Origin of the sequence: Streptomyces morookaense (assembly GCF_013030945.1) — a bacterium.
Lineage (GTDB): Bacteria > Actinomycetota > Actinomycetes > Streptomycetales > Streptomycetaceae > Streptomyces > Streptomyces morookaensis.
Window position 1 is genome coordinate 213,262 of sequence record NZ_JABBXF010000008.1, and the last position, 25,358, is coordinate 238,619.

The window sequence follows — 25,358 nt, forward strand, 5'->3', positions numbered from 1 at the left end:
CCCACGCGGTGGAGCCGCACATCGACACAGCCCCGCGCCCCTTCGGGGCGCAGCCCCTCGGCGGGCAGCCGCGCGCCCCCGGGTCCATCCTGGAGGGGAGGGGAGCCGCCCATGAATCCCGGACGGACCAGGTGGGATCCACAGCACGGACGGTGGGAGACGACGGCCCGGGGCCGCGCCGTGCTGGCCGATCCCCGGCTGAACAAGGGCACCGCCTTCCCGCACGACGAGCGTCACGCGCTCGGTCTCGTCGGTCTGCTGCCGCCCCACGCGCTCACGCTGGAGCAGCAGGCCGCCCGCGCCTACACGCAGTACGGCGTGCAGCCCAGCGATCTGGCCAAGCACGTCTATCTGACCGCCCTGCACGACCGCAACGAGGTGCTGTTCCACCGGCTCATCGCCGATCACCTCGACGAGATGCTGCCCATCGTCTACACCCCGACCGTCGGCACCGCCATCGAGCGGTACAGCTACGAATACCGCCGCCCGCGCGGGGTCTACCTGTCCGTGGACGCCCCCGAGGAGATCGAACGCTCCCTGCTCGCCACGGAGTTGGGGGCGGACGACGTCGACCTGATCGTGGCCACCGACGGCGAGGCGATCCTCGGCATCGGCGACTGGGGCGTGGGCGGCATCAACATCTCGGTGGGCAAGCTGGCCCTCTACACCGCCGCGGCCGGCATCGATCCGGCCCGCACCATCCCGGTCATGCTGGACGTGGGGACCAACAGGTCCCGCCTGCAGGAGGACCCGCTCTATCTGGGCAACCGGCATCCGCGGGCGGAGCGCGCCGCCTACGACACCTTCCTCGACGCCTACGTGGAGACGGCGACCCGGCTGTTCCCCCACGTCGTCCTGCACTGGGAGGACTTCGCGGCGGACAACGCCCGGCGCGTGCTGGCCCGCTTCCGCGACCGGGTGCCCACCTTCAACGACGACATCCAGGGCACCGGCGCGGTGAACCTGGCGGCGGTGCTGTCAGGGGTACGGGCGAGCGGCACGCCGCTGCCCGGGCACCGGATCGTCGTCTTCGGTGCCGGCACGGCCGGCATCGGCGTCGCCGACCAGTTGCGCCGGGCGCTGGCCGACGAGGGCCTGACGCCGGAGGACGCCGCCCGGCGGATCTGGTGCGTCGACCGGTACGGCCTGCTCACCGACGAGATGACCGGCCTGCGCGACTTCCAGGCCCCGTACGCCCGTCCCGCGGGCGAGGCGGCCGGCTGGGCACGGGACGCGGCCCTCGGCGGGATCCCGCTGGCGGAGGTGGTGCACCGGGTTGCGCCGACCGTCCTCATCGGCACGTCCGGGCGGGGCGGCGCCTTCACCGAGGCGATCGTCCGGGAGATGGCGGCGTCCGTGCAGCGGCCCATCATCCTGCCGATGTCCAACCCGACGCCCCTGGCCGAGGCGGTGCCCGCCGACCTGCTGGCGTGGACCGGCGGCCGGGCCCTGGTGGCCACCGGCAGCCCGTTCCCGCCGGTGCCGTACGACGGGGTCGTGCACCGGATCGGGCAGGCCAACAACGCGTTCGTCTTCCCCGGGCTCGGCCTCGGCAGCATCGTGTGCCGGGCCGCCCGGATCACCGACGGCATGCTCACCGCCGCGGCCCACGCGGTCGCCGCACAGGTGGACCCGGCCGAACCCGGCACGCCGATCCTGCCGCCCGCACGGCAGCTGCGCCCGGTCTCCGCCGCGGTGGCGGTGGCGGTCGCCCGGGCCGCGGCGCGCGACGGGGTCGCGCGGGCGGTCGTGGACGACACGATCGACAGCCGGGTGCGGGCGGCGATGTGGTGCGCGGACTACCGCCCGGTGCAGGCGGTTTGAGCCGTCAGCCTCGTGGCAGCCACTCCGGCCGGCCCGAGCCGCGCGGCACGAGGACGGTGCGGAAGGCGCCGGGGGTCCCGGACATGACGACCTGGTCCGTGACGCCCTGGTAGCGGCCGCACGGGGTGTCCGCCGTGAAGGTGTCGGGATCGAGGTAGGCGTGCCGTTCGCCGGTGCCGGCGAGTTCGCGGGCGTAGTCCTTGTCGAGGATGCCCAGGCCCAGGATCCACAGGGCGACGCGGGTGAGCGAGACGTGCACGCGGTAGCTGCCGCCCTCGGTGGCGCGGCGCATCAGGGCGGCGATGATGCCGGTGGTGGCGAGCCAGGGGACGAGGTAGTCGTTGACGACCTTGATCGGGGGCAGGGCCGGGTTGTCGTCGGTGCCTTCGAGGTTCATCATGCCGGCCACGCAGCCGGCGGTCTGGTCGAAGCCGACGCGGTGGGCCCAGGGGCCGTGCTGTCCGTGCAGGCTGACGGTGGTGTGGATGATGCCGGGGCGGATCTCCGCGGCTTCCTGGGCGGTCAGGCCCATGCGTTCGAGGTAGCCGGCGCGGTGGTTGGCGTAGAAGACGTCGGTGCCGCGCAGCAGTTGGCGCAGGGTCGCCGCGGCCTGCGGGTCGCGGGCGTGGTCGAGGGTGGCGGAGCGCACGCCGACCTGGGCCGTGTAGTAGAGGATGTCGTTCTCGAACTGGCCCGGCCGCCAGATGTTGAGGGCGTCGGCGCCGTGCTGGGCCATGGTGCGGCCGATGGCGGCACCGGCGATGACATGGCCGAGGCCCAGGGCCCGTACGCCGTCGAGCGGTTGGGCGGCGCCGGGCGGGAGCGGCTCGGGGTCGCTGTCGCCGATCTTCTCGATCTCGATCAGTGGCAGGTCGGCCAGGACGTCCCGGTACTGGCGGGTGGCGAGGAACTCCCGGGTGCTGCGCAGCATCGGCATGACGACGCCCGCGTCCGCGCCGGCCCGCTCCAGTTCCGCGCCGTCCCAGCGGGCGATGGCGTGGGATATCGCGAGGGCGTCGTCGGGGGTGCCGAGCAGCTTCAGGGTGCGGGACTTCAGCGCCGGGTAGACGTTCAGCGGCATCACCCAACGCCCGTCGCCCGCGCGGTAGAAGGAGAGGGCGAAGGGGTCGTCGGGGGCGGTGATCGGGTAGCCGTTGAGCTTCTCCCACTTCGCGTCGTAGAACGGGCACAGCCGGTGCGGTGCCTTGCGCAGGTCCATGGAGATGTCCTGGCCGGGTCCGCCGCGGTGCTGCCAGAGTTTCGCCAGGGCCACGGACTTGGCGGTCAGGCCGAGGGCGGGGGCGGCGGCCAGCCGCAGGGCGGAGGGCACCACCGGGTCGGCGCCGGTGAAGGTGACCGTGCCGCCGGCGTCCCGGGCGTTCATGCCGACGCCGCCGAGGACGTCGTCGAGCGCGGCGTGGATGTCGAAGGGGTCGTCGGCCTCGCCGGTGACGGGCTTGTCGAGCGCGGTCTCGATCTTCTCGGTGAGGTTCATGCTGCTGCCTCTTCTGTCGGTTCGTGAGAGGTGTCGGCGAGGGCGCGCATCAGGGCGATCTGTGCGCGGTCGCGGCGGGCGGCGAGGTCGCCGACGGGCTCGCCCGCGAAGGCCTCTTCGGCCTGGGCGGTCAGCAGGGCGACGGTGGGTTCGTCGAAGGACGGGCTGCCCAGGCCGGGCCAGGCGGCCTCCATGGCGCGGCCGAGGTGCTGCAGGAAGTGCGGCAGGCCACCGGGTCCGCCGCCGAGGTGGAAGGTGCGGAAGGGGCCGGCGACGGCCCAGCGCAGGCCGATGGAGGCGGTGACGATCTCGTCCAGTTCGGCCTCGGTCACCACGCCTTCGGCGACCAGGTGCACGCATTCGCGGAAGAGCGCGGACTGCAGGCGGTTGGCGACGAAGCCGGGGATCTCCTTGCGCAGGATCTGCGGCTTCTTGCCCAGGGAGGCGTAGAAGTCCCGGGCCTCCAGCAGGACTTGGGGATCGGTGCGCTCGCCGGGGACGATCTCGACCAGCGGCACCAGGTGCGGCGGATTGAACGGGTGGCCGACGACGAGCCGCTCGGGCTGCCGCATGGCCTCGGCGATCGCGGTGGCGGGGATGCCGGAGGTGGAGGTGGCCAGCAGCGCGTGGGCGGGGGCGGCCTGTTCGACGGTCCGCCAGATCTCCTGCTTGACCGCCAGCCGTTCGGGGCCGTTCTCCTGTACGACGTCGGCGTCCGCGACCGCGGTGGCGAGGTCGGGCTCGAAGCGGAGCCGGTCCGCCATGTCCGTGGTGGGCAGGCCGAGTTCGGCCAGCGCCGGGGCGATCTCGTCCAGCCCGGCCAGGACCTGCTCGCGCGCGTCGGGGCGGGGATCGCTGACGACGACGTCCATGCCGTGGGCGAGGAACAGTCCGGTCCAAGAGATCCCGATCACGCCGCCGCCGATGACGGCGGCGCGCCGGTACGGGGTGGAAGCATGCATGGTGTGCCTCTCGGTGGGCTCAGCGGGCGAGGTAGTCGTGGACGACCTCGGCAGGACTGAGGGTGAGGTCGGTGAGGATGTGGGCGGCGTCGACGACTTCGAGCACCGGCAGGTCGGCGAGCGGTGCCAGGGCGTGGGCGAACAGTTCCAGGCGGGCGGGGCCGCGGAAGGCGCTCTTGACCGTGATGTCGGTGATCTGCGTGCGCACCAGTTCGCAGATGCGCGGCCGGCCGTCGTAGCCGGGCACCGCCTTGACCATGAAGGTGGGGAGGCAGATCTCGGCGCGGGCCTCGTCCGGGTCCATCGGGTGGTGCTTGTAGCCCATGGTGGCGGTGGCGACCCGCAGCGAGCCGTAGTCGAGGGTGCCGACCAGGGTGTCGGAGTCGACGTGGAGGCGGGGCGAACCGGCCTTCTTGGGGTAGGCGCTCAGCTCCCGGCCGCTGGAGATCGCGGGCACGCTGTCGAGATACATCGCCAGGTTGTACTCGCCGCGCTCCCCCTCGTACGCGACCGGGACGACCTGGCCCGCCTCCGTGTAGTCGCCGAGCCCGGTCACATCGGGCATCCGCATGACCTCGAACCGCACCAGCGGCTCGGGCAGGGACAGCGGCTCGGGGACGACCCGGCGCAGGGCCTCGGGGTCGGTGCGGTAGGTGATGGTGAGGTACTCGCGGTCGGTGAAGCGGTACCGGGTGGGGGCGAAAGCGGGTGCGTCCAGCGGAGTCGTGAACAGCCGGGCGACGTCGTGCATGTGCATGGATGGCTTCCTCGGATGACGCCTGTGCCTGTGGGGGCGGGGAGCGGAGGGCCGCTCAGCGCCTGGAACCACTCCACGCCAGGGAAGCCGGGTCTGTCCAATATATGTTTGTCGCGTACTCGATATGCTTGACCATATGGAGTTCACCGACCGCCTGCTGGAGCAGTTCCTCGCGCTGGCCGAGGAGAAGCACTTCGGCCGGGCCGCCGAGCGCCTCGCGATGAGCCAGCCCCCGCTCAGCCAGGCGATGCAGCGGCTCGAACGCGGCCTCGGCGTACGGCTCCTGGACCGCGGGCCGGGCGGCGTGCGCCTCACCCCGGCGGGCGCCGTCTTCGCCGTGGAGGCGCAGCGGCTGCTCGATGCCCGGGCCGCCGCCGTCGAGCGCGTGCGGCGCGTCGCGCGCGGCATGGAGGGCGATGTGCGCGTGGGCTACGTCAGCATCCTCAGCCACCGCCATCTGCCCCGGCTGCTGCGGGCGGCGGCGGACGAACTCCCCGGCCTGCGCGTCCACTTGCGGCAGGACGCCACGGCCGCGCTGGTGGAGATGGTCCGCTCGGGCGCCCTGGACCTCGCGTTCGTCCGGGACCCCTCGCCCGTGCCGGACGGGCTGGCCGTCCATGATTTCGCCGTGGAGCGCATCGTCGCGGCCTTGTCGCACGAGCACCGCCTGGCCGGGGCGGAGGCGATCGCGCTCGCGGACCTCCGCGACGACGACTTCGCGCTCCCCAGCGCGGCCACGCTGCCGGGGCTGGCCGCCCAGGGCCGGCTGGCCTGCCAGGAGGCCGGGTTCACCCCGCGCTGCCGGGCCGAGGCCGACGACCTCAGCGGCCTCCTCGGCTACGTCGCCGCGGGCCTGTGCGTCGGCCTCCTGCCGGAGGACCTGCGCGATCTCGCGGTTCCCGGGATCGTCTTCGTGCCGTTGCGCGATACGTCCCCGCACCTGCGGACCACGGTCGGGGCGGTGCACCGCCCCGACGCGGACGCGGCCGTGCACCGCCTCCTGAACCTTCTCACCCGGCACGCGCGTGCGGCTCCGCCGCGTGGGCGCGACCATGGCGCCCCGTAAGGGGCGTGGGGGCACCTCCCAGCGCCCCCGACGGGGCGCGAACCCCTCAGGCCGCAGCGGGAACTGACGGTACGTCAGATGACTTGGGCCCCCGCGGAGCCCCGCCCGGCGCCGCCGGGCGCCGCACCAGAGCCAGGGCCACGAGGCCACCGAGCACGCCCAGGGCGCCGGAGACCCAGAAGACGTCCCGCAGCCCGTCGGCGAAGGCGACATGGACCATCTCCTGCACAGCGCCCCGCTGTGCAGGCGCGGTGCGGGCGATCAGCGGCGCGGCCTGGCCGCCGGCCAGCGCGTCCGCGGAGACGCCGCCCCCGTGGTGCCGCAGCGAGCCGGAGAGGCCGGCGTGGAAGACCACGCCCAGCACCGCGATGCCCAGGGCGTTGCCGAGCTGGCGTGCGGTGTTGACCGCGCCGCTGGCCATGCCGGCACGCTGCGGCGGCACCGCCGCCATGGCGGTCGAGGCGAGCGCCGGGGTGCTCAGCCCGACCCCGATGCCGGCCACCGCGAATCCGGCCGCCAGCACCGTCCACGTGGATCCGGCGCCGATGACGGTCATCAGCAGTGCACCGCCGCCGATCAGCAGCATGCCCACGCCCAGGGTGAGCCGGGGCGAGACCCCGTGCAGGAAGCGTCCGCCGAGCGAGGCGACGACGAAGGACGCGGCGCTCATCGGCAGGCATGCCAGGCCGGCCGTCACCGGGCCCATGCCGCGCACGGACTGGAGCCAGAGCGAGGTGTAGGCGAGGTAGGAGAACGCCGCCACCGACAGCAGCACCGCGGTGATCATGAGACCGGTGAACGAACCCCGCCGGAACAGGGCGAGGTCCAGCATGGGCTGTGCCCTGCGCGGCTCGATCAGCAGGAAGACCAGCAGGGCCAGGGCCGCCAGCGCGAACAGCCCGAGGGTGGTGCCGGAGGTCCACCCGTGGTCGGAGCCCTTGATCAGCGCATAGGTGACGGCACCGGCGGCCACGGTGAAGGCGGCCATGCCCGGCAGGTCCATGCCCCGGCCCCGGGCGGCGCCGTCGGCCGGCGCGTGCACGTACCGCATGGTCATGACGATGGCGAGCACGCTGATGGGCAGGTTGACGAAGAAGATCCAGCGCCAGTCCAGGTACTCGGTCAGCAGTCCGCCCAGGATCGGCCCGGCCGCCGACGCGGCACCGCTGACCGCGCCCCAGGCGCCGAAGGCCACGCCCCGGTCCCTGCCGTGGTAGAGGCGGGCCACCAGGGCGGTCGTGGTGGCCAGCATGGCGGCGCCGCCCACGCCCTGGACACCGCGGAAGGCGATCAGCACCGCCGGGTCGGTGGCCAGGCCGCAGGCCAGCGATGCCAGGGCGAAGACCGCCACCCCGGCCACATACACCCGGCGGTGGCCTATCCGGTCGGCGAGCGAACCCAGCCCCAGCAGCAGGGCGGCCAGCGCCAGGGCGTAGATGTCCATGACCCACTGGAGGTCGGCGAACGACGTGTGCAGGCTTCTGGCCATGTCGGGGAGCGCCACCACGACGATGGTGACGTCCACCAGCAGCATGAAGGTCCCCAGGCACACCGCGGCGAGCGGCAGCCACTTGCGCATCAGAGCACTCCTGAATCTCTTGGTCGAATGAACCGGATGAACCGGATGAGAGGAAGCGGTCCGATCAAGCTCACACGCCGCGGTCGGATCCCGAACCCAGGAGGGTCGCCTTGGCGGATTTCCATGACAGATGAGCCTGTCATGATGGAAAGATGACGACCACGCCCACGGCCGACGCCGGCCCCGGAGAACAGCTCGACGCGCTGGACCGCCGGCTGATCCACGCCCTGTCCCTCGACGGCCGCGCCTCGTTCAGCCGCCTGGCGGCCGTCCTGGGCGTCACCGACCAGACGGTCGTCCGCCGCTACCGGCGGCTCCACGGCGAACGGCTGCTCCGCGTCATCGGGCTCCCGGCCGCCGACCGGCTCGGCATGTCGGAGAACTGGCTGCGCATCCAGTGCGCCCCCGGCGCCGCCGCTCCGATCGCCGACGCGCTGGCCCGACGCCCCGACACCGGCTGGGTGAAGATCCACTCCGGCGGGTCCGAAGTGGCCTGCGTGGTCCGCTCCTTCAGCACGGACGAACGCGACGCCCTCCTGCTCCAGAAGCTGCCGCGCACCCAGCACGTCACCGGCTTCACCGCGCAGACCCTGCTGCACACCTTCACCAGCACGACCCCCAGCCGGTGGCTGGACGGCAGCGGCCTGACCGCGGAACAGGCCCGGGAGCTGGCGCGCCCGCAGCCCGCCGGGGACGGCGAGGAGATCCGGCCCGACGCCGCCGACCACATCCTCCTGGACCTCCTCGCCCGGGACGGCCGCACCGGCTACCCCGAACTCGCCCGGGCGACCGGCCGGTCGGAGTCCACCGTCCGCCGCCGGCTGGAACATCTGCGGGAGGCCGGCGCCCTCTACTTCGACGTCGAGATCCTCCCCGTGCACTTCGGACTGACCGTGCAGGCCGCCCTGTTCGCCACGGTGGCCCCGCACAATCTGGACGAGGCGGGCCGTGCTCTCGCCCGGCACCCCGAGATCCCCTGGGTGGCAGCGGCCACCGGCACCACCAACCTGGTGGGCACGGTCCTCTGCCGCGACCGCCGTGCGCTCTACACCTATGTGACCGAGGGCATCGGCGCGTTGAGGACCGTCCAGCAACTGGAGATCGTCCCGGTGCTCCGCCACGTCAAACGGGCCGGCCTGCTCACGGACGGCGCCCGGCTCCGGGAGCCGCCGGCCCGGTAGGCTCGCCCGGTGATCGACAGCACCGCACCGCCCCTCGACGAACTCGCCGACTCCTGGAGCGGGATCCACGAGGACTACGACGACCTGCACAACGACGTGTACGACCGGACGGTCCTCGACTGCGCCGCGCGGCTGTCCGCCGACCCCGGCGGGGAATCGGCCCTCGCGTGGACGATCGGGCTGCTGCTGACGGCGCCCTACGTCGCGTGGGGAGAGGACGACGACGTCGCGCCGCACGTCAAGGCCGTGTTGGAGGCCGCCGACCGCACGCTGCGCGACCGGCCCTGCGACCACGACGACCACCCGTACCACGAGCACGACGCCGAGTACGACCTGGACCTCGCCGAGTTCCCGTACCAACTCGCCGACGAGAGTGCCGACTGGGACGAGGACCACTCCCGGGAACAGTGGCTCTGCCCGCGCAATGTGGCCGGATTCGCCCGGATCGCCCTGGACATCGTCGACCCCGGATCGGTCACCGGCGTCCCGCCCCGCCTGCCGCTGATGGACCGGCGCGGCATCGACACGCTGTCGGCGATCCTGCACGGCTACCCGGAACCGGGGACGGATGTCGGCGAGGAGATCTCCTCCGTGGCGTCCGGCCTGCGGATCGCCGGACCGGAGGACCGGCCCGGACGTCTGCTGATCGTCATGGCGGTCACCTGGTACGCCGTCTCCGACTTCGTGGACGACGCATCCCTGCTCGACGAGCTCGTCTCGGCACTGGAGGAGGCGCTGCCGCACTTCGCCGGCGCCTCGTGCACGCACGGCGCGCACGTACAGCCGCCCGGCAGCGGCCCGGCCGCGGTGGAGACCGGCATCATGCTGACCAGCCCCGGCGGGCGTGCCCTCTACGAACAGGGCCGCAGGGAAGGCCGAGACGCCCCGTTGGAGCACCTGCTCTGCCCGGCCGCTCTGACGGAGATCGCGGAGGAGTCGCTGAGCGTGCTGCGCGCCCGACGCGACGAACTCCGGCGCGGAGCAGGCCAGTAGGCCAGTAGGCCAGCGTCAGCGCGCGACGGAGAGAACGATCTTCCCGGTGGTGCGGCCCGTCTCGCCCATCCGGTGGGCCTCGGCGGCGTCCTCCAGGGGGAACACGGTGTCGGCGATCACGCGCAGGCGGCCGTTCTCGACGAGCTCGGTGATCGCGTGCAGGCCCTGCCGGTCGGGCTCGACGAGCATGAACACCGCGCGGATTCCGGCCGCTTCGGCCTCGGCACGCGGGAACGTCCCGTCCAGCGGCAGGATCGAGACCAGGGTGCCGCCCGGGCGCAGAGTGCGCAGGGAACGGGCCCAGTTGGCGCCGCCGATCGGGTCCAGGACGACGTCCATGTCGCGGACGGTCTCCGCGACGTCCTGGGTGCGGTGGTCGACGAGTTCGTCCGCGCCGAGCGAGCGCAGCAGGGCGTGCTTGGCGGCACTGGCGGTGCCGGTCACGTGCGCGCCGCGGGCCTTGGCGATCTGGACGGCCAGGTGTCCGACCCCGCCCGCGGCGGCGTGGACGAGCACGCGCTGACCGGGCCGCACGCCGGCCGTGTCGACCAGGGCCTGCCACGCGGTGAGCGCGGCCAGCGGCAGGGCGCCCGACTCGATGTGGCTCAGGCCCCGGGGGCGGGGGGCGAAGTGGCGGGCGGGCGCGGCGACGAACTCGGCGTAGGCACCGGCCGGGTGGGGGAAGCGCGGCATCCCGTACACCTCGTCGCCGGGCCGGAAGACGGTCACGCCGTCGCCCGTCGCCTCGACCACGCCGGAGACGTCCCAGCCGAGGGTGAAGGGCGGCCTGGCCCCGGTGGCGAACTCGCCGCGTGAACGGGTCTTCCAGTCGGCCGGGTTGACCCCGGCCGCGTGCACGCGGACCAGGATCTCGCCCCGTCCCGGCTCCGGGCGCCGCGTCTCGACGACCTTGAGGACGTCCGGCGCCCCGGCGGTGTCCTGGGAGACGGCGCGCATGGTGGCGGGGGCGGGGGTGGTGGCCTGGGACATGCCGGTTTCTCTCTTTCGGCGGTGCTCGTGGTGACGTCCTCAGACTGCCGGTGCGGCACGGCCCCCGGTGGTGGCGCTCCGGCCAGGGGGTGAAAGGATCCGGCCATGCACCACGTAGGCGTTCTGGCCCTGGACGGCGTCTTCCCCTTCGAACTCGGCATCCCCGCCCGGATCTTCGGCGCCGCCCGCGACTCGGCGGGCCGTCCCCTCTACACGGTGACCACGTGCAGCCTGGACGGCGGGCCGGTCCGGTCCGAGGCCGACTACGGCCTCGCCGTCTCCCACGACGCCTCCCTGCTGGCCGCCGTCGACACCGTCGTCATCCCGCCCTCGCACGCGCTCGGCCCCGTCCGCGAGGAGGGCCGCCTGCCGGACGCCCTGCGCGAGGCCCTGGCCGGAATCCGCCCCGGCACGCGCATCGTCGCCATCTGCACCGCCGCCTATGTGCTGGCCGCCGCCGGGCTCCTCGACCACCGCCGGGCCACCACGCACTGGCGCGAAGCCGGCCGTCTGCAGCGGATGTTCACCGCGGCCCGCATCGACCCCGACGTCCTGTTCGTCGACGACGGGGACATCCTCACCTCCGCCGGCGTGGCCGCCGGCATCGACCTGTGCCTGCACCTGGTGCGCCGCGACCACGGCAGCCGGACCGCCAACGACGTGGCCCGCTCCTGCGTCGTCCCGCCGTGGCGCGACGGCGGCCAGGCCCAGTACATCCAGCGGCCCGTCCCCGAACCCGGCGCGTCCGGCACCGCCGCCGCCCAGGCCTGGGCGATGGAACGCCTCGCCGAGCCGCTGACGGTGGCCGCCCTCGCCGCGCAGGCGCACATGAGCGTGCGCACCTTCTCCCGCCGCTTCCGCGAGGAGACCGGCACCACTCCGGCCCAGTGGCTCGTCCGCCAGCGCGTCGACCTGGCCCGGCACCACCTGGAGACCACCGACTGGCCCGTCGACCTGGTCGCCCTGCGCTCCGGTCTCGGCACCGGCGCGTCCCTGCGCCAGCACCTCCACGCGGCCATCGGCGTGAGCCCGCAGGCGTACCGCCGTACCTTCCGGCCTGCCTCCGGCTGACGTCACGCGGGCGGCGGGCGACGGACGTCGCCCGTGCCCAGCGTGATCACGGCCCGGGGCCGCATGGGTTCGTCGCCGCGCCGGGAGAGCAGGACGACGTCCCCGACCTCCGCCGAGAGGGTGCCGAGCCGGGCGGCGCACTCGGCGGCCAGGCCCTTGGGGTCCTGGGTACGGCCGAGGGACAGGTGCGGGGTGAAGCGGCCACGGCAGAGCGGGAACCGCTGCTCCAGTGCCCGGTGGAGCCGGACCCACGGCGCCGGCCCGGCCGCGGCCGGGTCGAGCCACACCGTCGCGAAGTGCCGGTGCCGGAAGTACCGCACGCCCGACAGACGTGCCGTGAACGCCGCGTTCTCCGCCGCGGCGGCGGAGAGCAGTGGCAGGGCCCGGGCGAACTCCCCCTCGGGCACGAAGCCGAACAGCAGGTTCACGTGCGGCGGCCAGCGCCGCACCTGCGGATCGTGCTCCCAGCGGATGTCCTGGATCGCCGGCCAGAGCTCCTGCGGCGGCAGCCATGCCACCGCGGTCCGGGGTGTCGGCGCCGCGTCGGGCACGTCCGGCGGATTCCCGTCCACGCTCCCGTCCCCGTCCCGTCAGCGCGGCGCCAGGCCGATGCGCCCGCCCCGCAGGTCGTACAGGACGTCGACCCGGGTGAACGCGGGCAGCCCTGCGAGGATCACCGAACTGGGCTGTCGGCCGTAGCCGAGCAGCGGGGTGGAGAGCGCGTTCAACGCCTGTTGCGGGTCCTTCTCCCGCGGCATGCGGTATGTCCATGTCCAGCCCGCGGCCGCCACGTCGAACGTGACCTGCTCGCCGAACGTGTCGACGATGCCGCCGCCGATCAGCCTGTCCGCCGCCGGGCCCTCGAGGCGGGGCGCCTCCAGGGCGAGGGTGGGCGTGCCCGTGTCGAAGACGACCGGTGCGCACTGGGTGCTCAGCACGGAACTCACCGTCAGGCAGGCCTGCATGGGCGCCGACTGCCGCAGGCTCACCGTCCTGTAGCGGTTCAGTGTCTTCCGGTCGGGATCGAGGGCCAGTTCGGGGTGGTGTTCGTCGAAGTGGACGGTGAACGCGCCGTTGCTCGTGAAGCCGAGCATGGGGTTGGTGCAGCAGCCCCGGACGCCCTGGTCGCGTTCGGCCACGCCGATGCCGAGGATGCCGTCGAAGACGCCGCCGAACTCCTCCGGTGTCCTGCCGTGCGCCGCCTCGCAGTTCGGGACCTGGGCGGTGCAGGCGAGGGAGTCGACGAGCAGGATGCTCTGGTTGTCCGCGGTGACGTCGCCGAGGCGCAGGGTCGCCCGGGCCTCGCGGCCGCCGATCTGCAGGCCGCTGAGGTAACTGCTGCTGCCGGTGGCCCCGGTGGGCGTCGCGTCGCCGCTCCCGACGGCCGACGCGAGCACCTTCAGCCCGGTGGATCCGGTGTCCACCAGCAGGTTCACCGGCCGCGACCCGATGCGGACCGTGGCCTGCAGCCGGGGTTCACCGAGCCTGCCGCCGGCGCCGCCCGCCGGCAGGTACGTCAGCGGCACCTTCGGACCGCCCCCGTCCGCCGCCGGCGCGGACGCTCCGGAACCGCTGCAGCCGGCCGTCAGGAGGAGCAGCAGCCCGACCATGGCGGCGGAGGGCCGCCGCCAGCGGGGCGGGCACGACATCGGGCACACGGACGCCTCCGGGCGTGGGCAGCGGCTGGCACTCCTGCCGCCAGACTCGGCCCCACCGGGCCACGGCGCCTCCCGGCCGGGCCCGTTCGTGGTGCGTCGCGCAGTTCCCCGCGCCCCTTCGGGGCGCCGGCAGGCCCTAGGGCGTGTCCGATGGGTCAGCACGGGCCCCGGTCCGCCCGCGCGGGGCGGCGCTGGGTGGCGTGCGGCCAGAGGAAGGTGACCGCGAGGAGGGTGACGGCGGCACCGAGGATGTTGTTGCCGAGGCGCCAGGCGGAGTCGGTGGCGACCAGGGGTTCTTCGAGGCTGACGAGGAGCAGCAGGACCGGCGTGCCGAGGATGGGCCAGTAGCCGTAGTTGTACTGGCGGAGGGGACGCCCGAGGCCGCCGAGGACGGCGATGAGGGTGATGGTGATCCAGTAGCCGGTGCGGGTGCTGATCACGAGCAGGAGTGCGGTGATCAACGATCCGCCGATCATGCCGATGCTGCGTTTGACGACCCTCGCCCGGGTCGCCTCCCAGGTCGGGCGGAGCGTCGTCAGGATGCCGATGAGCACCCAGGTGGCGAAGGGCCAGTGCAGCGCGTCGAGGATCAGGTAGCCGGCGCAGATGCAGACCGCCGCCTGGGCGGCGTAGCGCGCCTCCGGGCTGCGCCGGCGGACGTGGCCGACGAGCCGCCGCCACGGGGTCCTGATGCGCAGCCCGGTGAACGGCGGCGCGACGGGCGAGGCCGCGACGGGGAGCAGCATGCCGGTCAGCGCCATGGCGCCGCCGAGGAAGAACGTGCCGACGTAGCCGGCGGCGGTCAGGCCGTGCAGGCCGTTCGTCGCCATGAGGAAGGTGATCAGCGGGGTGATGGTCATCCCCGGCACGGGGATCAGCAGGGCGAGGACGACGATGAGCACAGGGGTCCAGGGCAGCCGGTGGTCCGCGAGCACCCCGAGGGCGCTGGTGGCGGTGAGGATCAGCAGGCGCCGTCCCAGGAACAGCAGCCGCTGGAGCGCGGTCCGGGGCGGGACGGCGAGGGCGATGAACCATGCGCCGAGGGCGCCGGTGATGCCGCCCGGCCGGGAGCCGGCGAGTTCGCCGCCGATCAGCGGGGCGGCGACGACCGCGCTGACGAGGATGCCGTACCGCCAGTCGTAGTACGCCCCCGCCTCCCGGCGGAGGTAGATCCTCAGCACCGCCGCGAGCCGGCTCCGGCCGGTCGCGCCGGTCACGGCAGGTCGGCCAGCGCGCCGGTCGTGGTGATCGTCGCGATTCCGGAGAGCATCCGGAGCGACGCCTCGTGCTCCTCCGGGGTCGGAGCGGCGCAGGCGTCCGCGGCGACGACGACGCGGTAGTCACGGTCGTGCGCGTCCCGGGCGGTGGACTGGACGGCGAGCACGGTGCTCACGCCGCACAGCACGACGCGTTCGATGCCCGACGCGGAGAGCGTCTGCTGCAGCCGGGTGCCGTGGAAGGCGCTGACGCGCGGCTTGGCGATCACGATGTCGTCGGCGTCGACGTGCAGGCCGGGGTGGAAGGCGGTGCCGGGCCCCGTCAGGTCGAGTGCGCCGAACTCGTGTGCCCGGCCGAACAGCGGCGAGTGCTTGGGCTGGTCGTGGTATCCGGCCTCGAAGCCGACCTTCACCAGGATCGTCGGCCAGCCGCGTTCCCGGGCGGTCTTCTTCGCAGCGTTGAACCGCGCGACGACGTCCCGTTCCGCCGCCTGGGGCGCGCACCGGGCGATCCTGCCGTCCGGGTGCATGATGTCGACGATGTAGTCGAGGCCTATGAGCGCGGTGCGCATGAGTGTGTGATCTCTCCGTCATCAAGGGTGTTCACGAGTGTTCCGGGTGTTCGCGGAAGTCGGCCAGACGCTGCATCAGGGCGCCGGCGGCCAGGAGTTGCTTCGCCTCCGCCGGGGTCAGCGCTGCGGCGGCGGCCTTCACCAGCCACATCTCGCGTTCCACGCGGTCGCGTTCGAGGAGCTCCCGGCCGCGCCGGGTCAGCCCGATGAGGCTCCGCCGGCCGTCGGCGGGGTCCGGTGCCACGTCGACGAGTTCCCTGGCCTCCAGGCGCCGCAGCAGCGCGGCCAGATTGGACCTGGCCATGCGGAGGTCGTCCGCGATGACGCCCGGGCCGGCGGACGCCCCGTGCCGGTCGACGGCTCCGAGGACCAGGACCTCGTTCAGCGGGATGTCGCCGACATGTTCCTCGCGCAGGCGCCGGTGCAGCGCCATGAGGTTGCGGCGGAACACGGTGGCCTCGTCAGTGTTCATGACTTAACTATGACACATAACTATGAGGCATAACGACATCCGGCACGTCGCACTCAGCGTCCGGTCAGCGCGCGTGCGGCCCGGACGATGTGGTTACGGGAGATCCCGGCCTCGTCGAGGAGTTCGGCGGTGGTGCCGGAACCGGGGAGGACGGTGACGGCGAGGTGGGTGAGGGCGGGGGCCAGCCGCTCGGCGCCGAGGGCGGACCGGACGGCTTCGCCGATGCCGCCCTCGGGGTGGTGATCCTCGGCGACGACGAGCGCACCGGTCTCGCGTGCGGCGCGCGCGAGCGTCTCGGCGTCGAGGGGTTTGACGGAGTACAGGTCGACGACACGGGCACGGATCCCCTCGTCGGCCAACTGGTCGGCCGCGGCGAGGCATTCGTGGAGGGTGACGCCGGCACCGACGAGGGTGACCGTGTCCTGGTCGCTGCGGCGCGGGGTCTTGGAGCCGCCGACGGGGAACGTCTCGTCGGCGGGATAGAGGACGGGGTAGGCGCCGCGGGTGGTGCGCAGGTAGGAGATGCCGGGCAGGTCGGCCATGGCGGCCGTCAGGGCCGTGGCGGAAGTGGCGTCACCGGGGTAGAGCACGGTGGAACCGTGCACGGCACGCATCATGGCCAGGTCCTCCAGGCCCATCTGGGAGGGGCCGTCGGCGCCGATCTCGACGCCGCAATGGGAGCCGGACAGGGCCAGGGTGGCCCGGGAGACGGCCGCCATGCGGATGAAGTCGTGGGCGCGGGTGAGGAAGGCGGCGAAGGTGGCGGCGTACGGGCGGTAGCCGCGCGCGGCCATGCCGACGGCTGCGGCGATCATCTGCTGTTCGGCGATGTAGGTCTGGAAGTAGCGTTGCGGATATGCCTTCTTGAAGTCCTCGGCGTGGGTGGAGTTGCCCACCTCCGCGTCGAGGACGACGACGTCGGGCCGGGCTCCGAGGGCGGCCAGCGCCTTGCCGAACGCGGACCGCGTGGCCACGTCCTCCCCGACGTCGTAGCGGGGCAGCTCGACGGGGCCGGCGGGCGGCCGATCGGCCTGCGTGCCGGCCGGTGGCCGCGGCCCGCGGGCCAACAGGTGCCGTACGCCGCCGAGTTCGGCGACGGCCCGTCCGGCGAGCTCCTCGGGCAGCGGTTTGCCGTGCCAGCCTTCGTGGTCCGCGATCTCGCCCACCCCCCGGCCCTTGACGGTCCTGGCGATGACGACGGTGGGGGCCTTCCCGTCGGCCGCTGTGGTCAGGGCCCGGTCGACGGCGCCGACGTCGTGCCCGTCCACCGTGAGCGCGCGGCAGTCGAAGGCCTCGATGCGGCGGGCGTAGGCCGCGGTGTCCCAGCCCAGCTCGGTGGCGCCGCACTGGCCCAGGCGGTTGACGTCGACGATGGCGGTGAAGTTGGCCAGCCGGTGCCGCCCGGCCTTGTCGACGGCCTCCCAGACCGACCCCTCGGCCATCTCGCTGTCCCCGCACAACGTCCACACCCGGTACGGCTGCCCCTCCAGGTCGCGCCCGGCCAGCGCGATCCCGACGGCATAGGCGATGCCCTGCCCCAGGGACCCGGTGGCCACGTCCACCCACGGCAGCACCGGCGTGGGGTGCCCCTCCAGCCGGGCACCGAACCGCCGGTAGGTGTTCAGCAGTTCGTCCTCGGCGACGACGCCCGCGGCCCGGAACATCGCGTACAGCAGCGGGGATGCGTGCCCCTTGGAGAAGACCAGGTGGTCGTTGGCCGGGTTGCCCGGGTCGTCCCAGTCGTAGCGCAGATGGCGCGTCATCAGCACCGCCATCAGGTCGGCCGCCGACAGGCTGGAGGTGGGGTGCCCGGACCCGGCCGAGGTGCTCGCGCGCACCGAGTCCACCCGCAACTGCTGCGCCAGATCGAAGACCCGGGCCAGATCGGCCTCGGGGCCGAGGGTCTCGGTGGGGGCCTGTGCCGTCATCGTGGCTTCCTCTCGCCGACCGCTCCGTCCATCCTCACCGTCCCGCCTTCCCCCGGCGGCAGGGAGTAGGCCGGACGGGTGCGGCTGCCCGGACGGAGCAGCACCACCGGCGCCCGGGCCCGGACGGGCGTAGGAAGGGGGCGGGGAACGAGCGCACCAGGAGGAACTCCGGGATGCAGATCGTGGTCGATCTCAATCGGTGCCAGGGGTACGCCCAGTGCGTGTTCCTCGCCCCGCAGGTGTTCGAACTGCACGGCGAAGAAGCCCTGTTGTATGTGCCCACGGTGCCCGAGGGCCAGGACGAACGGGTGCTGCGGGCCGCGGCGGCCTGCCCGGTGCAGGCCATTACGGTCGGGGAACAGGCAGGTGAGGGCGCCGGTGTCCGGTGAGACGCGCGACGGGCGCATCGTGATCGTCGGAGCGTCCCTGGCCGGGCTGCGCGCGGCCGAGACGCTCCGCGAGGAGGGGTTCGAGGGCGAGCTGACCCTGGTCGGGGACGAGGCGCATCCCCCCTACGACCGGCCGCCGCTGTCCAAGCAGGTGCTGCTCGGCAGGGCGGGCGCCGGGCAGTGCGGGCTGCCGGCCCGCCGCGAGCTGAACGCGACGTGGAAGCTCGGCGTGGCCGCCACCGGGCTCGACCCCCTCGGCAAGAACGTCCTGCTGGCCGACGGCGAGCACCTGCCCTTCGACCGGCTGCTGATCGCCACCGGTACCCGCGCCCGGCCCTGGCCGAACCCTCAGGAGGGCGCGCTGGAAGGGGTGTTCACGGTCCGGACGAGCGACGACTCCGCCCGGCTCGCCGCGGCCCTGGACGCCGGGCCCCGCCGCGTCCTGGTCATCGGTGCCGGGTTCACCGGCTCGGAAGTCGCCTCCGCCTGCCGGGAACGCGGCCTGGAGGTGACCGTCGCCGAGCGCGGCCGGGCGCCGCTGATCGGTGCGCTGGGCGGGACGGTCGGCGACTGGGCCACCAAGCTGCAGCGGGCACACGGCGTCGATCTGCGCTGCGGGGTCACCGTGACCGCGCTGAAGGGCACCGACGGCCGGCTCACCGGTGCCGAACTCTCCGACGGGAGCCGGATCGAGGCCGACGTGGCCGTGGTCTGCCTGGGCGCGGTCCGCAACACCGAGTGGCTCGCCGACTCCGGCCTCGCGGCCGGCCCCCGGGGCGTGGCCTGCGACGCGGGCTGCCGCGTCTTCACCATGTACGGCATCGTCACGGACGATGTGTTCGTCGCCGGTGACGTGGCCCGCTTCCCCCACCCGCTCTTCGAGTACCAGCTGATCGCCCTGGAGCACTGGGGCAACGCCGTCGCCCAGGCCGAGGTGGCCGCCCACAACATGATCAGCCCCGGCCCGCGCCGGCGCCCCCACCTGGCCGTGCCGACCTTCTGGTCCAGTCAGTTCGGCCTCAACATCAAGTCCGTCGGTGTGCCGACCTTCTCCGACCAGGTGGTCCTCGCCCAGGGCACGCCCGGGGACCGCCGCCTGGTAGCGGTCTACGGCTACCGGGGCCGCATCACCGCCGCGGTGACCGTCAACCGGGCCAAGTGGCTGGAGCACTACCAGCGCCTGATCGAGAGCGCGGCCCCGTTCCCGCCCGGCCCCGGCGCCGCCGACCACCTCGCGGACAGCGAACCCGTGCCCTCCGACGTCCCCGACCCCCGTGTCCTCACCCACGGCCCGACGGTGGCCCTCACCGGCCATCTGCCGGACCGCCGCCTCACGTTGATCCGGCCCGCAGGCTGAACACCAGGAGCCCCTCCGATGTCCTCCGAAACCCTCTTCCGCCGGATCACCGACTACGCCCACCGCGCCGACCCGTACCCGCTCTACGCCGAACTCCGCGAACACGGCGTGGCCCGGCAGGAGGACGGCAAGTACCTGGTGGGCACCTACAACGAGATCACCGCACTGCTCCACGACCCGCGTATCAGCTCCGACGTGCGCAACCGCACCGAGCCCGACCCCGACCTCCAGCCGGTGGAAGGGCTGCCGCCCGCCTTCATCGGGCGCGACGACCCCGAACACGACCGACTCCGCCGCCTGGCCATGCGGCCCTTCGGCCCGCCCCACTCCCCCGGCCGCATCGACACCCTGCTCGACGACATCGCCCGCATCGCCGGACAGCTGGCGGACGGCCTCCGCGACAAGGAACGCATCGACCTCGTCGAGGACTTCGCCTTCCCGCTCCCCGTCACCGTCATCTGCGACCTGCTCGGCGTGCCGGCCGAGGACATCCCCCAGGTCCACACCTGGGCCGACACGGTCGTCAGCGGGCTCGACTTCGCCCCCGGCGAGGACCCGGGGCCGCGCCGGCGCGCGGCCCACGAGGCCCGGATGGCGATGGGCCTGTATCTCGGCGGACTCGCCGAGAAGCGGCGCGGCCGTCCCACCGACGACATGCTCTCCGCCCTGGCCAACGACGAGGGCCCCGACGGGCGGCTCACCCAGGAAGAGCTGATGGTCACGGCCGTCCTGCTCCTGATCGCCGGACACGAGACCACCGTCAACCTCATCACCAACGGCATGCTCACCCTGCTTCGCAACCCGGAAGCGCTCGAACGGCTTCGAAAGGAGCCGGAGTTGATGCCACGTGCCGTGGAGGAACTGCTGCGCTACGAACCCCCCGTGCAGTTCCTCCCCCAGCGCACCCCGCTCGCCGACGTCGAGGTCGGCGGCGTCACCATCCCCAAGGGCGTCCCGCTGGTCCTCGTCCTCGCCTCCGGCAACCGCGACCCGCTGCGCTTCGCCGACCCCGACCGCTTCGACCCGGCCCGCCGGGACAACGTGCACTTCGGCTTCGGCAGCGGCGTCCACAGCTGCTTCGGTGCACCGCTGGCCCGCCTGGAGACACAGATCGCCCTGACGACGCTCATCAACTGCCTCGACGGGCCACGGCTGTTGGAGGACCCGCCGGTGTACCGCAACAGTCCCGTGCTGCGCGGGCCGCGCCACCTGCCCATCGGGCAGACGGGGCGTTGAGCGGCCGGACCGTCCCGTTCACGATCCACGCGGTCTCACTCCCCGTCCGGCTCCGTGCGACGGCACACCAGCACCCCGGGGACCGCCGCCAGCCGGGCCGTGAGCGGACCGGCGTCGCCGCGGCCCTGCACGACCAGCGAGATCTCCACCACCTGCTCGGAGTCCCGGCCGACAGGGCCGGAGAGGGTGCGCACTTCGTGCACGGCGAAGCCGGCCTGCGTGCACCGGTCGAGGAGTTCCCGCAGCAGCCCCCGCCCCTGGAGGTAGGCGATGCGGTAGCCGGCCGTCACACCGCCCGGTGACGGGAGGCGGGCCAGCACGGGCCGGAGGACGTAGGAGACGGCGAGGTACGCCACGACGGCCAGCGCGGCCAGCAGGGGCAGACCCGCAGCGGCGGCCGCCCCCACCGCCGCGGTCAGCCAGATCGTCGCCGCCGTCGTCAGCCCCTGCACCGAGCCGCGGTGGACGAAGATGACGCCCGCGCCGATGAAGCCCAGCCCGGACACGATCTGGGCCGCGACCCGGGACGGGTCGAGCACGACCGTGCCGAGGTGCAGCACATCGGTGAACCCGTACTTGCTCACCAGCATGAACACCGCAGCCGCGCTGCCGACCGTGGTATAGGTCCGCAACCCGGCCGCCTTGTGCCGCAGTTGCCGCTCGATCCCGATGACCCCGGAGAGCAGCAGCGCCTCCAGGAACTCGACGACCTGCAGCCAGCTTTCGCCGGCCGGCTCCATCACGCTTGCCAAATCCGCCATACCGGCTCAAACGACTGAAACCGCCCGGGCGCTACGGCCGTCCGGCGAAGCGGGTGTCACACGCCGGGTGCGGGGCGCACGGCGATGCCGTTCCGCTCGAACAGCGCCGCCGTCACCCCGTCCCCCGGCACCAGCTCGCCGGTGAACGACCCGTCGTACACCGCGCCGCGCCCGCACGAGGGGCTGCGCGGCATCAGCAGCGCCTCGGTGCAGCCCCCGTTCCGCGCCGCCGCGAGCGCGCGCCGCGCCCCGTCCACGAACTCCGCCGTCACGTCACGCCCGGTGTCCTCGACGACCCGCGCGGTCCCGTCGAGCACGTCGTACCCGTCGCCGCCCGCCAACTCCGCGGGCCGCCGCGGTGTCGCGAGCCCGCCCGCGACCTCCGGGCAGAAGGGGACGACCCTGCGGCCGGCCAGTGCCGCCTCGATGTCGGACGACACCTTGTGACGTCCGTCGAACCGGCACGGCACACCACGCAGACACGCGCTGACCAGGATCGCTTCCATGCCGCCAGGCTAACGTCGGCGGCCCCGGCCGTCACCGGCCGGAGGCGGCGACCGCGGCGAAGCCGTGGTCGAGCATCTCCTTCTCGTACGACCGGACGGCATCGAGCAGGGGCGCACCCGACACCAGATGGGACGCGAGCAACCCCGCGTCGTGGACCGCGGCTCCGGCGCTGATTCCGGCCGGGGGCATCGGATGTGCCGCGTCACCGACCAGGGTCACCGGCACCGGCGGCCACGGAGCGGGGCGTTCGGAGCTCTGGATGCCCGCCGGGACGACGTGCCCGAGGTCCCCCAGCCGGATCAGCGCGCTCAGCGAGGGGTCCCAGTCCGCAACGGCCGTTGCCGCGAGCTCGCGCAGGTCCGCGGCACCGAGCTCGAAGAAGCCGGGGCCGCAGACACGGGACGGGACCGTCAGACCCCACATGACGTAGTCGTCGGCCGCCGGCAGTCCGAACTCGGCAGGGCTGCGGCGGAACCGCTGTGCCGCCAGCGCGAGATGGCGCCCGCCCCGGCCGTTGACGCCCAGGTACCCTTCCATGGCCGGCAACGGCGTCAGCTCCCGTGCCCGGGCGCCGGTCAGCGGTGTACGGCCGTAGATCAGCCGGCTGTCCTGCACGGCCACCCGGAAGTCCGGCAACAGCTGCCGCCGGACACCGGAGTTGGCCCCGTCGGCGGCGACCAGCAGGTCGCCCTCGGCGGTGGAGCCGTCGGTGAGGAAGACCCGTACGGTTCCGTCGTCCAGCAGCTCGTAGCGGGAGAAGCCGGCTCCGAACCGGGTCGAGTCCAGCAGGTCCCGCAGCAGGATCCGGCGCAGCGTGAGCCGGTCGACGGTGATGCCGACGGCACCCGGCGGCACCTCGATCCCGGTGAAGTCCCGCAGGCCGGGCCCGGCCATGGTGACGCCGCCGGGTATGCAGGACGTGGCGACGGCCTGCTCGTACACCTCCGGGGGCAGCCACGTGCGCAGCGCCGCGTCCCCGTCGCCGCCGATGTGGATCCGGAATCCCTGCGCACGGGCGTCGATGGCGGGATCGCGCTCGAAGAGCTGTACCTCATGGCCGTGCCGGCGCAGGCCGTGGGCGAGGCACGGGCCTGCCAGTCCGGCACCGATGATCAGGACTCGCATGATCAACCCCCTTTGGGAAGTCCTCGGTTGAGCCCATCCCAAAGGGTAGGCGACCGGCTCGTTCCGTCACGCGAATGCGCTGTGCCCCGTGATGGACTTCCCGACGATGAGGGTGTTCATCTCCCGGGTGCCCTCGAAGGAGTAGACGGCCTCCGCATCGGCGAAGAACTTGGCGATCTCGTAGTCGAGCACGATGCCGTTCCCGCCGAAGAGTTCACGGGCCCAGGCGACGCATTCGCGCATCCGGGTCGTGGTGAACGCCTTGGCGAGGGCCGCCTGTTCGGCGCTGTCGCGGCCGGCCGCGGCGAGCTGGCTGAGGCGGACGACCATGCCGAACATGGCCGTGATGTTGCCGAGCATCTTCACCAGCAGGTCCTGGATCAGCTGGAAGGAGCCGATGGGCTTGCCGAACTGCACGCGGGTGGCCGCGTATTCACGGGCGAGTTCGTAGGAGCGCATCGCGACCGCCAGGGCCTGCCAGGCCACGCCGCCCCGCGTGCGCGCCAGGACGGCGGCGGTGTCGCGGAAGCTGTCGACCCGCTGGAGGCGGTTCGCCTCGGGGACCCGTACCTCGTCGAGGGTGATGTCGGCGTTCTGCACGGTCCGCAGCGCGATCTTGCCTTCGATCCTGGTGGCGGTGAAGCCGGGGGTGCCCTTCTCCACCACGAACCCCTTGACATTGCCGTCGGCCGTGTCGCGGGCCCAGACCACGACGAGGTCGGCGAAGGTGCCGTTGCCGATCCACCGCTTGGCGCCGTTCAGGACCCATGTGCCGCCCTCGCGCCGGGCGGTGGTGCGCATGCCGCCCGCGACGTCGGAGCCGCCCTCGGGCTCGGTCAGGGCGAAGGCGCCGATCTTCTTCATCGCGGCCATGTCCGGCAGCCAGCGGTCGCGCTGTTCCTGGCTGCCGCCGCCGTAAATGCTGCCCATGGCCAGTCCGGTGTGGACGCCGGAGAAGACCGCGAACGACGGGTCGATGCGGTTGAGTTCCAGGTTGAGGAATCCGGAGAACAGTTCGCTGCGGCTGCGGCCGTCGCCGTACTCGGGGTAGGCGTATCCGGCCAGGCGGAGCTTGGCCATCTTCTCGATGACCTCGAAGGGGAATTCCGCCCGCTCCCAGGCGGTGTTGGCGAGCGGCTTGATCTCGCTCTCCAAGTAATCGCGGATGGAGGCCAGTTCGGCCCGTTCCGCGTCGCTGAGCAGGTCGGCGTATCCGAAGAAATCGGGGGTGGGGTTGGCGGGCTTGGGCATGAGTCTCTCCTTACGTGGGATTCAGACGTGGTCGGCCTGGCGCAGCGCCGCGTTCAGTGCCAGCTGTTTGCGGTCGCGGAGCGCGGCGCGCTGCCGGTACGCCTCCGGGCCGCTCCCGTACGCGGCCTCCGTCTGGCCGACCACCGTGGCGACGGCGTCGCCGTCCAGCTCCGGGTGCCCGAGGCGCTGCCAGCCCTCGGCGAGGCCGGGGCCCAGGTGCTCCATCATGTGCCGGACGCCGCCGGGGCCGCCGCCGAGGTGGAAGCTCTCGAAGGGGCCGACGACGGCGTAACGGCCGCCCAGAGATGCCTTCATCAGTGTGTCGAGTTCCCCCGCGTCGACCACGCCGCTGAGGACGAGGTGGATCGCCTCCTGGAGCACCGCGCTCTGCAGCCGGTTGGCCGCGAACCCGGGGAGTTCTTTGTGCAGCCGCACCGGTGTCTTGCCGAGCGCCGCGTAGAGGGCCATGGCTGCCTCGACAGTCGTCTCCGCCGTGCGCTCGCCCGGCACGATCTCCACGAGCGGCACGATGTGCGGCGGGTTGAAGGGGTGCGCGACCAGCAGCCGGGCCGCAACGAGGTCCGGCAGCGGCTCCGCGATGAGCGTGGCGACGATGCCGGAGCTGGAGGTGGCCAGCAGCGCGTCGTCCGGGGCGTGCCGGGCGATGTCCGCGAAGAGCTGCCGCTTGAACTCCAGCTTCTCCGGGCCGTTTTCCTGCACGAGCTGCACCCCCGCGACGGCCTCGGCCAGGTCGTGGGTGGTGCGGATGCGGCTGCGCAGGTCCGCCGCGTCGTTGCCCGGCAGTCCGGCGGCGAGCATCGGCAGCGCCTCGTCCACGGCCGCGTCCAGGTCGTCGCGCGGGTCGGTGACGGTCACGTCGTTGCCGTACGCGGCGAACAGTGCGGCCCACGCGAGGCCGATGGTGCCGGCGCCGACGACAGCGATTCTCATGACGGTTCCTCCTCTG

At 73.1% G+C, this 25,358-nt stretch carries 24 protein-coding genes; 8 read left to right on the forward strand and 16 right to left on the reverse strand.

Going from position 1 to position 25,358, the window contains the following annotated elements:
- Window positions 1-111: 111 nt before the first annotated feature.
- Window positions 112-1,824: an NAD-dependent malic enzyme gene (locus HG542_RS05410; protein WP_171078868.1), complete on the forward strand. Its 1,713-nt coding sequence runs from the start codon at window positions 112-114 to the stop codon at window positions 1,822-1,824.
- Between the two features lie 4 nt (window positions 1,825-1,828).
- Here the strand turns inward: HG542_RS05410 and HG542_RS05415 are convergent, their stop codons facing one another.
- The 3 genes from HG542_RS05415 to HG542_RS05425 are packed head-to-tail and all read right to left on the reverse strand — an operon-like array spanning window position 1,829 to window position 5,038.
- On the reverse strand, window positions 1,829-3,319 hold the full coding sequence (locus tag HG542_RS05415; RefSeq protein WP_171078869.1) for a CoA transferase: 1,491 nt from the start codon (window positions 3,317-3,319) through the stop codon (window positions 1,829-1,831).
- Window positions 3,316-4,281 (reverse strand): 3-hydroxyacyl-CoA dehydrogenase family protein, encoded by a 966-nt coding sequence (locus HG542_RS05420; protein ID WP_171078870.1) that lies wholly within the window; start codon window positions 4,279-4,281, stop codon window positions 3,316-3,318. The genes HG542_RS05415 and HG542_RS05420 overlap by 4 nt, the downstream gene beginning before the upstream one ends.
- A 19-nt stretch (window positions 4,282-4,300) precedes the next feature.
- Window positions 4,301-5,038: an acetoacetate decarboxylase gene (locus HG542_RS05425; protein WP_171078871.1), complete on the reverse strand. Its 738-nt coding sequence runs from the start codon at window positions 5,036-5,038 to the stop codon at window positions 4,301-4,303.
- A 136-nt stretch (window positions 5,039-5,174) separates the two neighbouring features.
- Between HG542_RS05425 and HG542_RS05430 the strand changes: the two genes are divergently transcribed.
- A complete protein-coding gene (locus tag HG542_RS05430) occupies window positions 5,175-6,104 on the forward strand; it encodes a LysR substrate-binding domain-containing protein (protein WP_171078872.1) in 930 nt (309 codons plus the stop codon).
- Between the two features lie 46 nt (window positions 6,105-6,150).
- On the opposite strand, the gene HG542_RS05435 is transcribed toward HG542_RS05430, so the two are convergent.
- On the reverse strand, window positions 6,151-7,683 hold the full coding sequence (locus HG542_RS05435) for an MFS transporter (RefSeq protein WP_171078873.1): 1,533 nt from the start codon (window positions 7,681-7,683) through the stop codon (window positions 6,151-6,153).
- Between the two features lie 152 nt (window positions 7,684-7,835).
- Between HG542_RS05435 and HG542_RS05440 the strand changes: the two genes are divergently transcribed.
- Both HG542_RS05440 and HG542_RS05445 read left to right on the forward strand, forming a co-directional pair.
- Window positions 7,836-8,864 (forward strand): Lrp/AsnC family transcriptional regulator, encoded by a 1,029-nt coding sequence (locus HG542_RS05440; RefSeq protein ID WP_171078874.1) that lies wholly within the window; start codon window positions 7,836-7,838, stop codon window positions 8,862-8,864.
- 9 nt (window positions 8,865-8,873) lie between these two features.
- Window positions 8,874-9,857: a hypothetical protein gene (locus HG542_RS05445; protein WP_171078875.1), complete on the forward strand. Its 984-nt coding sequence runs from the start codon at window positions 8,874-8,876 to the stop codon at window positions 9,855-9,857.
- A gap of 15 nt (window positions 9,858-9,872) precedes the next feature.
- Here the strand turns inward: HG542_RS05445 and HG542_RS05450 are convergent, their stop codons facing one another.
- Window positions 9,873-10,847, reverse strand: a complete 975-nt coding sequence (locus HG542_RS05450) for an NADP-dependent oxidoreductase (RefSeq protein ID WP_171078876.1) — start codon at window positions 10,845-10,847, stop codon at window positions 9,873-9,875.
- 105 nt (window positions 10,848-10,952) lie between these two features.
- Between HG542_RS05450 and HG542_RS05455 the strand changes: the two genes are divergently transcribed.
- Window positions 10,953-11,918 carry a GlxA family transcriptional regulator gene (locus HG542_RS05455; RefSeq protein ID WP_171078877.1) on the forward strand — a complete coding sequence of 322 codons (966 nt, stop codon included), beginning with the start codon at window positions 10,953-10,955 and terminating at the stop codon, window positions 11,916-11,918.
- A 2-nt stretch (window positions 11,919-11,920) separates the two neighbouring features.
- Here HG542_RS05455 and HG542_RS05460 read toward each other — a convergent pair whose 3' ends face one another.
- From HG542_RS05460 to HG542_RS05485, 6 genes are all read right to left on the reverse strand, one after another.
- Window positions 11,921-12,490, reverse strand: a complete 570-nt coding sequence (locus HG542_RS05460; RefSeq protein WP_229922626.1) for a 2'-5' RNA ligase family protein — start codon at window positions 12,488-12,490, stop codon at window positions 11,921-11,923.
- 18 nt (window positions 12,491-12,508) lie between these two features.
- On the reverse strand, window positions 12,509-13,567 hold the full coding sequence (locus HG542_RS05465) for a DUF3443 family protein (protein WP_171078878.1): 1,059 nt from the start codon (window positions 13,565-13,567) through the stop codon (window positions 12,509-12,511).
- Between the two features lie 164 nt (window positions 13,568-13,731).
- Complete coding sequence (locus tag HG542_RS34740) at window positions 13,732-14,793, reverse strand: FUSC family protein (RefSeq protein WP_171078879.1); 1,062 nt, start codon at window positions 14,791-14,793, stop codon at window positions 13,732-13,734.
- Window positions 14,790-15,365 carry a cysteine hydrolase family protein gene (locus tag HG542_RS05475; RefSeq protein ID WP_171078880.1) on the reverse strand — a complete coding sequence of 192 codons (576 nt, stop codon included), beginning with the start codon at window positions 15,363-15,365 and terminating at the stop codon, window positions 14,790-14,792. The genes HG542_RS34740 and HG542_RS05475 overlap by 4 nt, the downstream gene beginning before the upstream one ends.
- 31 nt (window positions 15,366-15,396) lie before the next feature.
- Window positions 15,397-15,837, reverse strand: coding sequence for a MarR family winged helix-turn-helix transcriptional regulator (locus HG542_RS05480; RefSeq protein WP_171078881.1), 441 nt, complete (start codon window positions 15,835-15,837; stop codon window positions 15,397-15,399).
- A gap of 53 nt (window positions 15,838-15,890) precedes the next feature.
- A complete protein-coding gene (locus HG542_RS05485; protein WP_171078882.1) occupies window positions 15,891-17,765 on the reverse strand; it encodes a transketolase in 1,875 nt (624 codons plus the stop codon).
- 173 nt (window positions 17,766-17,938) lie between these two features.
- Here HG542_RS05485 and HG542_RS05490 point away from each other — a divergent pair, with 173 nt between their 5' ends.
- The 3 genes from HG542_RS05490 to HG542_RS05500 are packed head-to-tail and all read left to right on the forward strand — an operon-like array spanning window position 17,939 to window position 20,747.
- On the forward strand, window positions 17,939-18,154 hold the full coding sequence (locus tag HG542_RS05490; protein WP_171078883.1) for a ferredoxin: 216 nt from the start codon (window positions 17,939-17,941) through the stop codon (window positions 18,152-18,154).
- A complete protein-coding gene (locus tag HG542_RS05495; protein ID WP_171078884.1) occupies window positions 18,144-19,511 on the forward strand; it encodes an NAD(P)/FAD-dependent oxidoreductase in 1,368 nt (455 codons plus the stop codon). The genes HG542_RS05490 and HG542_RS05495 overlap by 11 nt, the downstream gene beginning before the upstream one ends.
- An 18-nt stretch (window positions 19,512-19,529) precedes the next feature.
- Window positions 19,530-20,747, forward strand: a complete 1,218-nt coding sequence (locus HG542_RS05500) for a cytochrome P450 (RefSeq protein ID WP_171078885.1) — start codon at window positions 19,530-19,532, stop codon at window positions 20,745-20,747.
- Between the two features lie 35 nt (window positions 20,748-20,782).
- On the opposite strand, the gene HG542_RS05505 is transcribed toward HG542_RS05500, so the two are convergent.
- From HG542_RS05505 to HG542_RS05525, 5 genes are all read right to left on the reverse strand, one after another.
- Window positions 20,783-21,487, reverse strand: coding sequence for an MgtC/SapB family protein (locus HG542_RS05505; RefSeq protein ID WP_255315795.1), 705 nt, complete (start codon window positions 21,485-21,487; stop codon window positions 20,783-20,785).
- A gap of 77 nt (window positions 21,488-21,564) precedes the next feature.
- Window positions 21,565-22,014 carry a 2-thiouracil desulfurase family protein gene (locus HG542_RS05510; protein ID WP_171078887.1) on the reverse strand — a complete coding sequence of 150 codons (450 nt, stop codon included), beginning with the start codon at window positions 22,012-22,014 and terminating at the stop codon, window positions 21,565-21,567.
- A gap of 31 nt (window positions 22,015-22,045) precedes the next feature.
- The gene (locus HG542_RS05515; protein ID WP_171078888.1) at window positions 22,046-23,140 is read right to left on the reverse strand and encodes an FAD-dependent oxidoreductase; all 1,095 of its coding nucleotides are present in this window, start codon (window positions 23,138-23,140) and stop codon (window positions 22,046-22,048) included.
- A gap of 66 nt (window positions 23,141-23,206) precedes the next feature.
- Complete coding sequence (locus tag HG542_RS05520; protein WP_171078889.1) at window positions 23,207-24,391, reverse strand: acyl-CoA dehydrogenase family protein; 1,185 nt, start codon at window positions 24,389-24,391, stop codon at window positions 23,207-23,209.
- A 21-nt stretch (window positions 24,392-24,412) separates the two neighbouring features.
- Window positions 24,413-25,342 (reverse strand): 3-hydroxyacyl-CoA dehydrogenase NAD-binding domain-containing protein, encoded by a 930-nt coding sequence (locus tag HG542_RS05525; RefSeq protein WP_171078890.1) that lies wholly within the window; start codon window positions 25,340-25,342, stop codon window positions 24,413-24,415.
- Between the last annotated feature and the right edge of the window lie 16 nt (window positions 25,343-25,358).